Source organism: Kitasatospora nipponensis (assembly GCF_039528135.1).
Classification (GTDB): Bacteria; Actinomycetota; Actinomycetes; order Streptomycetales; family Streptomycetaceae; genus Kitasatospora; species Kitasatospora nipponensis.
In genome coordinates, this window is the sequence record NZ_BAAALF010000084.1 from 21,082 (window position 1) to 33,462 (window position 12,381).

Sequence of the window (12,381 nt, forward strand, 5' to 3'; positions counted from 1 at the left end):
CCCCCCCCCCCCCCCCGCCCCCCCCCCGCCCCCCCCCCCCCCCCCCCCTCCGCCTCGGCCAGACCGGTGGCCCGGGTGGACTCGGCGGAGGCCAGGCCCCGGGCCTTGGTCGCCTCGGCCTCGGCCAGCGCGGCGATCTTCACCCGGCTCGCCTCGGCGGCGGCCTTGAGCTCGGTCTCCTTGGCCTGCGCCTGGGCGGCGGAGATCCGCGCGTCGCGGTCGGCCTCGGCCTTGGTGCGGGTCTCGTAGGCGCGGGCGTCGGCCGGCTTGCGGACCTCGACCTGCAGCTGCTGCTCCTTGCGGTGCGCCTCCAGCTCGGCGACCTTGGTCTCCTGGACCACCACCTCCTGCCGGGAGGCGGCCTGGGCGAGCGGCCCGGCCTGCAGCGCACGGGCCGCGGCGGTGTCCATCTCGGCCTGGTAACCGGCCTGCTGGATACCGGAGTTGCGGGTGGCCTGGGCCTTGCGGGCGAAGGCCTCCTGCTCGGCCTCGGTGGCCTCGCGGTCGGCCGCGGCGGCGGCGATGCGCGCGTCGCGCTGGACGGCCGCGGCGTGCGGGGCGGCCAGGTTCTTGATGTAGCCGGTCGGGTCCAGGATCTCCTGGATCTGCAGCGAGTCGATGATCAGGCCGAGCTTCTCCATCTCGGTGCCGGAGGCGGCCCGGGTCTCCCCGGTCAGCCGCTCGCGGTCGCGGATCATCTCCTCGACGGTGAGCCCGCCGACGATGGAGCGCAGGTGGCCGGCGAAGACGTTGTGGACCCGGTGGCCCATCATCTTCTGCTGGTCCAGGAAGCGGCGGGCGGCGTTGGCGATCGACACCGTGTCGTCGCCGACCTTGAAGATCACCACGCCCTTGACCTGGACCGGGATGCCCTGCGACGTCACGCACTCGACGTCCAGGTCGGCCTCGTTGAGGTCGAGCGAGAGCTTGCGGACCACCTGGACGCCCGGCGTGACCAGGGTCCCCCGTCCGGTGACCACGCGGAATCCCAGGCCCTCGCCCAGGCCCTCGGTGCGGTGCCTGGAGCCGGAGATGATGAGCGCCTCGTTGGGCTCGGCGACGCGCCACATGAGTTTGAAGAGCACGATCAGAACGATCAGTGCACCGGCGGCCACGCCGGCAATGGTGCCGATCAACATCGGCTGTTCCCCCTTCGGGCACACCGGTTCCGTGACTGCGCAGGGTTGTGCAGGATTGCGCGGAATCCGGTGGCGACAGGAGATTCTGCGCCTGTTTCGATCACTTGGGAAGTCCGCTGCGGCGTGTCCTGCGGCACTGTGACACGTCGTGACGAAACGGGGTGCGACCCGGGTGGCGCACCGGGGTTTCAGCCCAGCGCGGCGGCCACGTAGACGGTCCGCGGCGGCTGGTACTCGACCACCACCACCGGCGTACCGACCGTCAGCACCTCGCCCGGCAGCGCCGGGTAGGCCAGGAACGCCTCGGTGCCCTGCCGCTCCGGCACGTGCACCAGCACCTCGCCCACCAGCCCCGCACCGACCCTGCCGGTGACCCGTCCCGTGTAGCCGATCATGGTCCCTCCCCGTCGCCGTCCTGGGGGTCCAGTGTGGCGCAGCGGACCGTCAGCGCCCCCGCCGCCCACCCGCGCCGTTGGCCACTTCGCGTGCCCGGGTAGCGGACCCCACTGGACCGGCGGTGGAGCGGCCCGCTACCGTGAAGGCGTCTTTGGGCAGGCAAGACCGCCTGCCGAACGGGAGCTCGGAGCACCGGGCTGAGAGGGCGCTGACAGGCGCGCGGCGATGACCGCGCACCGACCGCTGCGCCGACCGCAGGAACCTGGACCGGGTAATGCCGGCGTAGGGAGTAGAAGGTCAGATGACCACGTTTGATGACGCACGCCCGGATGCGGTCGAGCCCACCGGGAACGCTGCTGGGAACACCGCCGGGACCACCACCGGGAACGCCACCGTGAGCAGCGCGGCCAGCGGCTACCCGACCCCCGCGTGGCGCAAGGCGTACCGCGAGGGCAGCCGCCCCGACCTGCGGGTCCCCTTCCGCGAGGTGCACCTCACCAACGGCCGGACCGTCCCGCTGTACGACACCTCCGGCCCGTACACCGACGCCGCCTACCAGCCGGACGTGCGGCGCGGCCTGCCGGCGCTGCGCGACCCGTGGATCCGTCAGCGCGGCGACGTCGAGGAGTACGACGGCCGCGAGCGGCGCCCGGAGGACGACGGGATCAAGCACACCTCGCCGCGCGGCGGGGACCTGCGCAACCTGGACGCCGTCTTCCCCGGCCGCCCGCGCCGCCCGCTGCGCGCCCGCGACGGCGTGGCGGTCACCCAACTCGCCTACGCGAAGCGGGGGATCGTCACCCCCGAGATGGAGTTCATCGCGCTGCGCGAGGGGCTCGAGGCCGAGTTCGTGCGCGCCGAGGTGGCGCGCGGGCGGGCCGTCATCCCGCTGAACGTCAACCACCCCGAGGTGGAGCCGGCCATCATCGGCACCAACTTCCTGGTGAAGATCAACGCCAACATCGGCAACTCGGCGGTGACCTCCTCCATCGAGGAGGAGGTGGAGAAGATGACCTGGGCGACCCGCTGGGGCGCCGACACGGTGATGGACCTCTCCACCGGCCGCAACATCCACACCACCCGCGAGTGGATCCTGCGCAACTCCCCCGTCCCGATCGGCACGGTGCCGCTCTACCAGGCACTGGAGAAGGTGGACGGCCGGGCCGAGGAGCTGAGCTGGGAGGTCTACCGGGACACCGTCATCGAGCAGGCCGAGCAGGGCGTGGACTACATGACCGTGCACGCCGGCGTGCTGCTGCGCTACGTGCCGATGACCGCGCGCCGCAAGACCGGCATCGTCTCGCGCGGCGGCTCGATCATGGCCGCCTGGTGCCTGGCGCACCACCAGGAGAACTTCCTCTACAGCAACTTCGAGGAACTCTGCGACATCCTGCGCGCCTACGACGTCACCTTCTCGCTCGGTGACGGCCTGCGCCCGGGCTCGATCGCGGACGCCAACGACGAGGCGCAGTTCGCCGAGTTGCAGACGCTGGGCGAGCTGGGCCGGATCGCCCGCGAGCGCGACGTGCAGGTGATGATCGAGGGACCCGGCCACGTGCCGATGAACAAGATCAAGGAGAACATGGACCTCCAGCAGGAGATCTGCGACGAGGCGCCGTTCTACACGCTGGGCCCGCTGACCACGGACGTCGCCCCCGGCTACGACCACATCACCTCCGGCATCGGCGCCGCGATGATCGCCTGGTGGGGCACCGCGATGCTCTGCTACGTCACGCCCAAGGAGCACCTGGGCCTGCCCAACCGCGACGACGTCAAGACCGGCGTGATCACCTACAAGATCGCCGCGCACGCCGCCGACCTGGCCAAGGGCCACCCCGGCGCGCAGGCCTGGGACGACGCGCTCTCCGACGCCCGCTTCGAGTTCCGCTGGGAGGACCAGTTCAACCTGGCCCTCGACCCGGAGACCGCGCGCGCCTTCCACGACGAGACGCTGCCGGCCGAACCCGCGAAGACCGCGCACTTCTGTTCGATGTGCGGACCGAAGTTCTGCAGCATGAAGATCAGCCAGAAGATCCGTGCGGAGCACGGCGAGGGCTCCACCGCCGTCGTCGGCGAGTTCGACGCGGAGGCGCTGGCCGGAATGGCCGCGAAGTCGGAGGAGTTCGCGCAGTCGGGCAACCGGGTCTACCTGCCGTTGGCGGACTGACCGGGTCGCCGGGCCCCCGGGCCCGGCTCGCGCGCGCGGCTCTGGGGGGTGGAGGGGGCTCTCCAGCGCCGCGCGTGTGAGGTTTCGGCAGCTTTCTTTGCCGGTGGTGTACTGACTCGTCGTCTCATCAGTTGGCAGGATGGGTGCATGTCAGATGAGCACATGTCAGACGAGCTGATGACCCCGCGGCGCCTTGCCGACGACTACGTGGAGCGGTTGGCCGCGCTGGACCCGATGACCGCGGTGTGGCTGGGGCTGAATCCGGGCGACGACCGGCAGCCGGACCTCTCGCCCCAGGGGTACGACGCCCGCGCCGAACTGGCCGCCGGGACGCTCGCGGCGCTGGACCGCCTGGAGAAGCTGCCGCACCGGTGGCAGGGGCCGGACCGGGACTGCGCGCGGCTGCTGCGCGAGCGGCTCGGCGCCGAGCTGGCCGGGCACGCGGCCGGTGACCACTTCCGGCAGGTGCGCAACATCAACTCGCCGCTGATCCAGCTGCGCTCCATCTTCGCGATGATGCCCACCGACAGCGAGCAGGACTGGCAGGTGGTGGCCGGGCGGCTGGCCCACCTGCCCGGCGCACTCGAGCAGTACCGCACCACCCTGGCCGAGGGGATGTCCCGCGGACTGCTCTCCGCCCCGCGCCAGGTGACCACGGTGATCGGGCAGCTCGACGCGTGGACCGGGCGCGACGCCGCCGGGGTCGACTGGTTCGCGGACTTCGTGGCGGACGGCTCCGAGCGGCTGCGGCCCCGGCTGGACGGCGCGGCCCGGGCGGCCACGGCGGCCGTCGGCGAGTTCCGGCAGTGGCTGCACGGGACCTACCTGCCGGCCGTCGCCGAGGTGCCGGACGCGGTGGGTCCCGAGCGCTACCGGCGTTCGGCCCGGCTGGCGACCGGATCCGACGTGGACGTGGCCGAGGCGTACGGCTGGGCGTGGGAGGAGTTCCACCGCACGGTCGCCGAGATGCGGGCGGAGTCCGGGCGGGTGCTGCCCGGCGCGAGCATCGCGCAGGCGCGCGAGCACCTCGACGCGCACGGGCACGTGATCGAGGGCGAGGAGGCGATCCGCGTCTGGCTGCAGCAGATCATGGACGAGGCGATCGAGGCCCTGGACGGCGCCCACTTCGACATCAGCGGCCCGCTGCGCCGGGTGGAGTCGCGGATCGCCCCGTCCGGCAGCTCGGCCGCGCCGTACTACGCCGGGCCCAGCCTCGACTTCAGCCGCCCCGGGCGGACCTACCTGCCGACCATGGGCCGCGACAGCTTCCGGACCTGGCGGCTGGTCAGCACCTGGTACCACGAGGGCGTGCCGGGCCACCACCTGCAGCTGGCGCAGTGGGTCGCCAGCGCGGACCGGCTCAGCCGCTACCAGGTCTCGCTCGGCAAGGTCAGCGCCAACGTGGAGGGCTGGGCGCTGTACGCGGAGCGGCTGATGGACGAGCTGGGCTTCCTCACCGACCCCGGGCGGCGCCTGGGCTACCTGGGCAAGCAGCTGATGCGGATCATCCGGGTGATCATCGACACCGGGATGCACCTGGGCCTGGTGATCCCCGCCGACTCGGGCTTCCACCCGGGCGAGCGCTGGACGCCGCAGCTGGCGGACGCGTTCATGGCCGAGTACCTGGCCGGCTCGGCGGCGCACCGCACCAGCGAGATCACCCGCTACCTGGGCTGGCCGGGCCAGGCGATCGGCTACAAGCTCGGCGAGCGGGCCTGGCTGCGCGGCCGCCAGGCCGCCGAGCGGCGCCAGGGCGCGGACTTCGACCTGAAGGCGTGGCACATGAAGGCGCTCGCCCAGGGCTCGTACGGCCTGGACGACCTGCCGGACGCCCTGGCCGTCCTCTGACCCCGTCCGACTCAGGGGGTGCGGCCGGTCAGCTCCCGCCACACCTGCTCGGGGCTCTCGCGCCAGCGGTAGTCGCAGTACGTCCGCAGCTCGCCGTCCCGGTCCGCCAGGGCGGCGAGCGGACCGAGCCGCTGCGCCGCCGGCAGCAGCCGGGGGCGTTCCCAGGGCTCGGCGAGCAGCGCCAGCGGCGGACCGGCGGGCGCGCCGTACCCGAGGGAGAGCACCCAGCACGCCCCGCCCATCCGCGGCACGTACGCGGTGGCGACCAGCGCGGCGAGCTCGGTCAGGGTCGCCGCGTCCGGCAGCGTGCGCTCGGCCGCGTTCGGAGCGGTGGCGTCGTCGCCCATGGCGACACTGGCCCGGGTCAGCAGGATCCGCATGCCGGCGAGCCTAGAGGCCCTGGGGGCCTACGGCTGCCGGCCGGCGAGCACGCGCACGCAGTCCTGCCAGGCGGGTTCGCTGAGCAGGGGGCGCAGGCGGGTGAAGAGGGTGAGCAGCGGGCCGGACCAGCGGGCGTGGAAGGCCGGGTCGTGGCGGGCCAGGTCGAGCTCGTTGGCCGCGGTGATCTCGGCGAGGTGCCGGCGCAGGTGCAGCGCGGGGGTGTGGACGACGCCGGTGAAACGGTCGCGGAAGGCGGCGTCGGGGGCGGCGAGGGTGGGGTAGGAGGCCTTGCGGTCGCACGCGGCGTAGCAGTAGACGCTCTCCTCGGCGGCCGTGCCGATGACGGCGGCCAGCTCGTCGCGTCGCTCCGGCGGGAGCAGCGCGAGGGCGAATCCGTCGGTGCCGTAGAAGGCGTGGCAGAGGCCGGCGAGGCGCAGGTCGCGGTGGGCGCCCCAGCGCGTCAGCTGGTCGGCCACCCGGTCCAGGTGGGCCAGCAGGGTGCCGCCGGGGTGCTCCAGCTCCGTGGCGCCGAGCTCGCGCAGCAGCCGGCGGGCGGCCGACTCCCGGGGGTCCACCGCGGCGGGCTCCGGGACCGGGGCCAGGTCCGGGTCGGGTTCAGGTTCGGGGCGACTTGGCATGACGGCCGGTCAGCTCGCAGTCGTGGCCCGGTCGCCGAGGACGGCGGGCAGGCCGGAGAAGGTGAAGGCGGTCCGGTCGGTGCACTTCAGCGCCAGTTCCAGGCGCTCCAGGTCGTTGGCGTTGAGCTCGGGCAGCGCGTCGGGCGCGAACCAGCCGACGGCCAGCGACTCGTCGTCGTTGACCCGGGCCTCGCCGCCCACCGCCCGGCAGCGGAAGGTGAGTTCGAGGTAGCGCACCTGGTCGCCGTTGGGGTAGGTGATCTCCGGCGAGAGGGTGACGGAGGTCAGCAGTTCGGGGACGGCGACCACGCCGGCCTCCTCGAAGCACTCGCGCACCGCGGTGTCGGCGGGGTGCTCGGCCGGGTCGACGATGCCCCCGATCAGCGACCAGTTGCCGGTGTCGGCGCGCTTGCCCAGCAGCACCCGCCCCTGCTCGTCCAGCGGGACGGCGATGGCGGCGGAGAGCCAGAGCGGGCCGGAGCCGTAGGCCGCGCGCAGTTGGGCGATGAAGTCGGGGGTAGCCATGGGTCGAGCCTAACCGGCCGTGCCCGGCCGGCCGCGGGAAATCCGCGCGCCCGCCGTCGGCCCGCTCTGTTACGGTCGCCCCTGCCGGCCGCGGGACTCCGGTGCGACTTCCGGAACCTGCCTCTGACGCAATGATTCGCAGCTCGCGCCCCCATTCCCCGGCCGGCTCCCTGACCCCTGCCCGGCCCCTCGCGGGCGCCGGGGGACCCCGGAAGGCGCGAGCGTGGATGCCGGTACGGACAGCGGCGAGGCCGCCGCGGACCTGATCGCCGCCGACGACGTGCTGCTCTTCGTCAACGCCGCGATCACCGCCACCGGCCAGCGCGAGTTCCACGGCGAGGCGGCCGAGCAGCGCCTCTCGCTGGACTTCCTGCACTCCTACCTACTGGTCAACTACCGCGAGCTGTACGCCGCCACGCTCGCGCTGGACATCAACGACCACAACGCGGCGCTGATCGTGCGCCGGCTGCTGGAGAGCGCGGGCGAGGCCACCGCCGCCGAACGCCGCACCGAGGGCCGGCTGATCGCCCGTCGGCTCGAGGTGCTCCCGCCGCAGCGGGTCTACCGGCTCTTCGGCGCGCTGCGCTCGGCCAAGGTGAACAACCGCCGCACCCGCGCGATCATGCGCGACTGGCTGGCCGCCCGCCCCGACCAGGAGTTGGACGCGGTGAAGTACCGCGGCGCGCTGCGCACCGCGCTGCGGCACGCCCATCTGCCCACCGCCGAACCGGAGGTGGGGGACTTCCTCTTCCGGATCAAGCGCCGCCCGCACTACCGGGCGCCGCTGCTGGACGCCTGGCGCCGGGCGCACTACGAGCAGGCCGCGCTCTACCAGTTGCCGTACACGGTCGCCGAGGGCTTCGCGGCCAAGCACGGGGTGCCGCGCGGGGAGTTCCTGGAGCGGATCGCCCCGCGGCTGACCCGTCTGGAGCGGCTGCGGTTGCAGTCCTCGGCCGCCGGCCACGGCGCCGACGCCGTCCGCACGGAGCTGACGGGGATGCCGCTGACCCGGCTGGCGTCCTACGTGCTCGGCCTGCCGATCGACGAACGCGTCGCGCGCCGGGACGAGTTGACGCGGGCACTGCGGGCGGCGGCGGCTCGCGCGGCCGGTCCGCGGCGCGGCAGCTGGGGCACGGTGGCGGCGGTGCTGGACGACAGCTTCTCCAGCTACGGCTCCGGTGCCAAGCGCCGCCGCCCGCTGGCCGCGGCCCTCGGGGCGCACTACCTGCTGGCCGCGCTGGCCGGCGAGTACCGCGGGTACTGGACGTCGGGGCAGCAGGACCCGCTGCTGGTCCGGCCCTCGGGGCCCACCCCGCTGGGGCGGCGGATCCTGGACGCGCTGGACGGCGCGCCGCAGCGGCTGGTGATCGTCTCCGACGGCTGGGACAACGCGCCGCCCGGGCTGGCCGGTGAGGTGCTGCGGATCTGGCGCACCCGGCTGGACCCGCAGCACCGCACCAGCGTCGTGCACCTCAACCCGGTCTACGACGCGGAGGACTTCGACGTGCGCCGGCTGGCGCCGAGCGTGCCGACCGCCGGCCTGCGCGACGCCGAGGACCTCCCGGTGCTGGCGGAGTTCGCGCAGTTCGCGGAGGGCCGCACGGGACTGGCCGAGCTGCGCGCGCACCTGGCGGCCAGGGTGGCCGCCTTCCTGGCGCAGAGCCCCCGGGAGCACCGATGAACGCCCGGGAAGACCGATGATCACCTGGAAGGACCGATGAGCACCGCCCCCACCGCGCTGGACCTCACCGGCCTGCGCACGGCCCCCGCCCAGCTCTGGGGCGCGATCCGCCTGGTACCGCTGGTGCGCGAGCAGCCGATCACCGACCTGCGACTGCACGAGCGGCTCTACCCCGAGGACGCGGGCCTGGTCGAGCTGGGCCGGCGCGCCTCGTACGCCAGCTACGTGCCGCACGCCTTCGTGGCGGACTGGAGCTCGGACGGCAGCCCGGTGGCCGCCTACGGCAGTTGGCTGGGCGGGCCGGCCGAGCGCGCCGCTCCGCCGTCGATGGACCTGCGGCTGCACCAGCGGCTGGCCCGGCGCGAGAAGCACACCCGGCCGGACGGCGGTACCAGCCGCCGGCGGCTGCGGTTCCTGCCCCTGCACCTGGCGCTGGAGGGCTTCCTGTCGCTGCACTTCGGCGGGCCCACCATCGCCTGGGCCGAGTGGTCCCAGCAGGCCGTCCGGAGCGGGCTGTCACCGCGTGCGGAGGAGGCGCTGCTCGGCGGGCGGGTGCGCGGCCTGGCCGACGCCCTGCGGCACTTCGAGATCCACCCGGGCCAGTGCGGGGTGCTGCTCTACACCGGGGACGCGCTGGCCGCCGCCTTCGTGGTGCCGCACCCGGAGGACTACCGGGCGCTGCACCCGAGCCTGGTGCAGGACCTCTACGGCGAGCTGGTGTACCACTACACCAGCCTGATGCTGCCGCTGGACGACTTCCGGGCCACGATCGCCGGCCCGGGCATCCGCTCGCTGGCCGACCTGCGGGCGGCCGCCGAGGAGCAGGAGAGCGCCTGGGCGCACTTCCACGACGGCACCATGGCAGCGGGCCTGTTGGCGGCCCGGCACACCTTCCGGGCCGTCCACCGGATGGGCCGCTTCACGCTCTCCCGCTTCCTGCCGGAGTTCCGGCTCAAGCAGGAGAACCACCTCGGCGAGACGATCACCGACGAGCACGGCCGGCTCGCCTACCTCAAGACCTTCCGGCTCTCCGAGAACCAGACCCGGCGCGGCCACCTGCTGAGCCGGCTGGCGGCGCACGACTGGCGGCTGTCCGCGACCGCCGCGGAGCTCGGGTGCACCGAGGCGCAGCTGGGCCTGCGGCTGGCCTCGGCGGGCCTGGGTTTCCTGCTGCGCCAGGACGTCCTGGACGGGTTCCGCCGGCAGGCGGGCCCCGCCGGCCGGGGGGCCGGAGGGGGTCCGGGAGCCGCGTAGGGTGGACGGATGGAGCTGATCATCAGTGATGTCACGCCGGACGATCCCGAGTTGGAGCGCGATGTCGCACCGCTGATCCGGCTGCTCCGCCCGGGCCTGACCAGGGCGGACTTCACCGCCTTCGCCTTCGAGGCGCACCGCCAAGGCCTGGTCTTCACCGCCGCCTACGAGCCGCACGGGCGGTGCGTGGCGGTCGCCGCGCACCGGGTGCTGGCGACCAGCCGGGGGCGGCTGCTCTTCGTCGACGACCTGGTCACCGACCCCGAGGCTCGCTCGGGCGGGGTGGGCCGGCGGCTGCTGGTGGAGCTGGAGGAGCGGGCCCGGCAGGCGGGCTGCATCCGCATCGAGCTCGACTCCGGGGTCTCCAACCACGGCGCGCACCGCTTCTACCACGGCCACCGGATGTCCATCGTGGCCTTCCACTTCGCCCACGAGCTGCCGCACGCCTGAGCCGGGCCGGGGGGCCTGCGGCGGTGCCCGCAAACGGATTTCGCGGATCCGTGCGGAGGGCTAGGCTCCGCGGTGTCAGTGACCGCTACCGGGGGAAGGGGCGCGCATGCTGCCCAAGGCCGTGCACTACGTCAACGAGGGCGTCGCCTTCCTGGTCGAGCTGGCCGCGCTCGGCTTCCTCGCCTGGTGGGGCTTCACGGTCGGTGACCAGCTGATCTGGCACCTGCTGCTGGGCCTGGGCGCCCCGCTCGCCGCGGCCGTGCTGTGGGGCCGCTACGCCGCCCCGCGGGCCACGGTGAAGCTGCCGCTGGCGGGTGTCCTGGTGGTGAAGGCGGTGGTCTTCGCGGCCGGGGCGGCGGCGCTGGCGGTGGTGGCGGGACCGCTCTGGGGTGCCGGTTTCGCGGTGTTCGTCCTGGTCAACACCGTTCTGGCCACCCTGGACCGGGAGGCGTTGATGAACCAGGTGCGGGAGCGGTGATCACCGGGCGCTAGGGTGACCCGGCACGCAGGTCGTTCTCCGTGCCGTCGCGGCCGATCCTTCCGCGCCCTAGTCACGCCCAAGAGGCTTCGCATGAAGATACGTCACGCCCTGGTGGCCTCCGCCGTCCTGATCTCCTCCGCCGCGCTGGCAGCCCCTGCCGCGCAGGCGGGGACGTCCGGGGAGAGCACCTCCTTCACCGGTTTCTCCTCGCTGCAGGCCGGTGGCCCGTGGGCCGAGGGGACCGTCACGGTCGCCAACACCTCGGCGGTCGAGGACACCACCAACCACCTGGTCCTCACCCTCGGCGCCGACCAGCTCGCGCTCGACCAGGTGGCGATGCAGTACGCGGACGGCCCGGCCGACAGCTGGAAGCCGCTGGCGCTGAGCGCCGCGGACAGCGGCTCGGTGCAGTACGCGGGTGGCACCGTCGACCTGACCGGTGCCCCGCTCGACCTCAAGCCGGGTGCCAGCCACACCTTCCGGCTGCGGATCCAGCTGCCGCAGACCGCGCAGCAGGAGATCGACCAGGACCTCCAGCTGCGCGGCGTGCTCGCGCCCGACCTGGCGTCGGCGCGCACCTCCAGCACCGCGGCCGGCTACCTCAACCTGAAGGTCGGCGGGCTGGGCGTGCAGGTGGTCGGCCTGCCGGCGCCGATCCCCGCGGACGGCCGGGCGCACCCGTTCCAGGTCAGGATCACCACCGCCAACGGCTTCGACTGGCACCTGGACCGGGCGAGCTTCTTCGTCTGGGCCGGCCAGGGCGTGGGCCAGATGTCGGGCCCCTCGGCCTGCGACGCCGAGATCGACGTGCAGGACCCGGCCACCAAGGCCTGGCACAAGGTCGGCATGCAGGCCGCCGGCTTCGACGGCAACGACGTCGACCTGGTGAAGTGGGCCACCGGCCCGGTCTCCGACCGGGTGGTCAACGCCCGGATCAGCGTGGGCAAGAACTTCAAGGTCAACACGGCGGACAGCACGCTGGGCTTCGGCTACTACCCGGGCGAGGGGCCGAACTACTTCTGGGCCTCCCAGAAGCTCGCCGTCGCCCCGGCCGCCGACGCGCTGGACTGCGTGAACCCGGACGCCCCGGCCCCCGGCGCGAGCGCCGCCCCGGTGGCCGCCACCACGCCGGCCGCGGCGAGTGCCACGCCGAGCGCCGCGCACGGCAGCGCCAAGGCGAGTGCCCCGGCCACCGCGAGCCACCAGGCCTCGGCCGCCGCGAGCGGCGGCGGCGAACTGGCCTCCACCGGCTCCAGCGGCACCGGCACGATCGCCGGCCTGGGCGCGGCCCTGCTGGCCGCCGGCGCCGGCGTGATGCTGCTGATGCGCCGCCGCGGCCGTCGGGCCTGACACCGGCAGCGGTGACCGCCCGCTCCCCCGGGGCCCCCCCCGGGGGGGGGGGGCCCCCCCGCACCGCCGCG

The 12,381-nt window shown here is 73.9% G+C and carries 12 protein-coding genes; 7 read left to right on the forward strand and 5 right to left on the reverse strand.

All coding sequences use genetic code 11. From position 1 onward, the window contains the following. Together ABD323_RS22390 and ABD323_RS22395 are read right to left on the reverse strand one after the other, a co-directional pair. A partial coding sequence (locus ABD323_RS22390; RefSeq protein ID WP_344443669.1) for an SPFH domain-containing protein occupies positions 1–1,139 on the reverse strand: 1,139 nt, incomplete at its 3' end. A gap of 188 nt (positions 1,140–1,327) precedes the next feature. Next, complete coding sequence (locus ABD323_RS22395; RefSeq protein WP_344443670.1) at positions 1,328–1,534, reverse strand: hypothetical protein; 207 nt, start codon at positions 1,532–1,534, stop codon at positions 1,328–1,330. Positions 1,535–1,836: 302 nt separating this feature from the next. Here ABD323_RS22395 and thiC point away from each other — a divergent pair, with 302 nt between their 5' ends. Beyond that, entirely contained in the window at positions 1,837–3,702 is a 1,866-nt protein-coding gene (gene thiC / locus ABD323_RS22400; protein WP_344443671.1) for a phosphomethylpyrimidine synthase ThiC, read from the forward strand. Between the two features lie 147 nt (positions 3,703–3,849). Beyond that, on the forward strand, positions 3,850–5,550 hold the full coding sequence (locus ABD323_RS22405; RefSeq protein WP_344443672.1) for a DUF885 domain-containing protein: 1,701 nt from the start codon (positions 3,850–3,852) through the stop codon (positions 5,548–5,550). 11 nt (positions 5,551–5,561) lie between these two features. Here the strand turns inward: ABD323_RS22405 and ABD323_RS22410 are convergent, their stop codons facing one another. The 3 genes from ABD323_RS22410 to ABD323_RS22420 all read right to left on the reverse strand — a co-directional run bounded on the left by ABD323_RS22410 (position 5,562) and on the right by ABD323_RS22420 (position 7,094). After that, positions 5,562–5,930: a hypothetical protein gene (locus ABD323_RS22410; protein WP_344443673.1), complete on the reverse strand. Its 369-nt coding sequence runs from the start codon at positions 5,928–5,930 to the stop codon at positions 5,562–5,564. A 27-nt stretch (positions 5,931–5,957) separates the two neighbouring features. Next, the gene (locus ABD323_RS22415) at positions 5,958–6,506 is read right to left on the reverse strand and encodes a DUF6817 domain-containing protein (RefSeq protein WP_344443674.1); all 549 of its coding nucleotides are present in this window, start codon (positions 6,504–6,506) and stop codon (positions 5,958–5,960) included. 72 nt (positions 6,507–6,578) lie between these two features. Beyond that, positions 6,579–7,094 carry an NUDIX hydrolase gene (locus tag ABD323_RS22420; protein ID WP_344443675.1) on the reverse strand — a complete coding sequence of 172 codons (516 nt, stop codon included), beginning with the start codon at positions 7,092–7,094 and terminating at the stop codon, positions 6,579–6,581. 223 nt (positions 7,095–7,317) lie between these two features. Between ABD323_RS22420 and ABD323_RS22425 the strand changes: the two genes are divergently transcribed. The 5 genes from ABD323_RS22425 to ABD323_RS22445 all read left to right on the forward strand — a co-directional run bounded on the left by ABD323_RS22425 (position 7,318) and on the right by ABD323_RS22445 (position 12,310). After that, a complete protein-coding gene (locus ABD323_RS22425; protein ID WP_344443676.1) occupies positions 7,318–8,775 on the forward strand; it encodes a hypothetical protein in 1,458 nt (485 codons plus the stop codon). A 36-nt stretch (positions 8,776–8,811) separates the two neighbouring features. Next, complete coding sequence (locus ABD323_RS22430) at positions 8,812–10,029, forward strand: ARPP-2 domain-containing protein (RefSeq protein ID WP_344443677.1); 1,218 nt, start codon at positions 8,812–8,814, stop codon at positions 10,027–10,029. Between the two features lie 9 nt (positions 10,030–10,038). After that, positions 10,039–10,479, forward strand: a complete 441-nt coding sequence (locus ABD323_RS22435) for a GNAT family N-acetyltransferase (RefSeq protein ID WP_344443678.1) — start codon at positions 10,039–10,041, stop codon at positions 10,477–10,479. 106 nt (positions 10,480–10,585) lie between these two features. Then, complete coding sequence (locus ABD323_RS22440) at positions 10,586–10,957, forward strand: YrdB family protein (RefSeq protein WP_344443679.1); 372 nt, start codon at positions 10,586–10,588, stop codon at positions 10,955–10,957. 93 nt (positions 10,958–11,050) lie between these two features. Then, positions 11,051–12,310, forward strand: a complete 1,260-nt coding sequence (locus tag ABD323_RS22445) for an LPXTG cell wall anchor domain-containing protein (protein WP_344443680.1) — start codon at positions 11,051–11,053, stop codon at positions 12,308–12,310. Positions 12,311–12,381: the final 71 nt, after the last annotated feature.

What these genes read in the sequence shown, in the direction of transcription:
- ABD323_RS22395 (WP_344443670.1), bottom strand. Translation starts at nt 1,534, where the DNA reads ATGATCGGCTACACGGGACGGGTCACCGGCAGGGTCGGTGCGGGGCTG.
- thiC (WP_344443671.1), top strand. Translation starts at nt 1,837, where the DNA reads ATGACCACGTTTGATGACGCACGCCCGGATGCGGTCGAGCCCACCGGG.
- ABD323_RS22405 (WP_344443672.1), top strand. Translation starts at nt 3,850, where the DNA reads ATGTCAGATGAGCACATGTCAGACGAGCTGATGACCCCGCGGCGCCTT.
- ABD323_RS22410 (WP_344443673.1), bottom strand. Translation starts at nt 5,930, where the DNA reads ATGCGGATCCTGCTGACCCGGGCCAGTGTCGCCATGGGCGACGACGCC.
- ABD323_RS22420 (WP_344443675.1), bottom strand. Translation starts at nt 7,094, where the DNA reads ATGGCTACCCCCGACTTCATCGCCCAACTGCGCGCGGCCTACGGCTCC.
- ABD323_RS22430 (WP_344443677.1), top strand. Translation starts at nt 8,812, where the DNA reads ATGAGCACCGCCCCCACCGCGCTGGACCTCACCGGCCTGCGCACGGCC.
- ABD323_RS22435 (WP_344443678.1), top strand. Translation starts at nt 10,039, where the DNA reads ATGGAGCTGATCATCAGTGATGTCACGCCGGACGATCCCGAGTTGGAG.
- ABD323_RS22440 (WP_344443679.1), top strand. Translation starts at nt 10,586, where the DNA reads ATGCTGCCCAAGGCCGTGCACTACGTCAACGAGGGCGTCGCCTTCCTG.
- ABD323_RS22445 (WP_344443680.1), top strand. Translation starts at nt 11,051, where the DNA reads ATGAAGATACGTCACGCCCTGGTGGCCTCCGCCGTCCTGATCTCCTCC.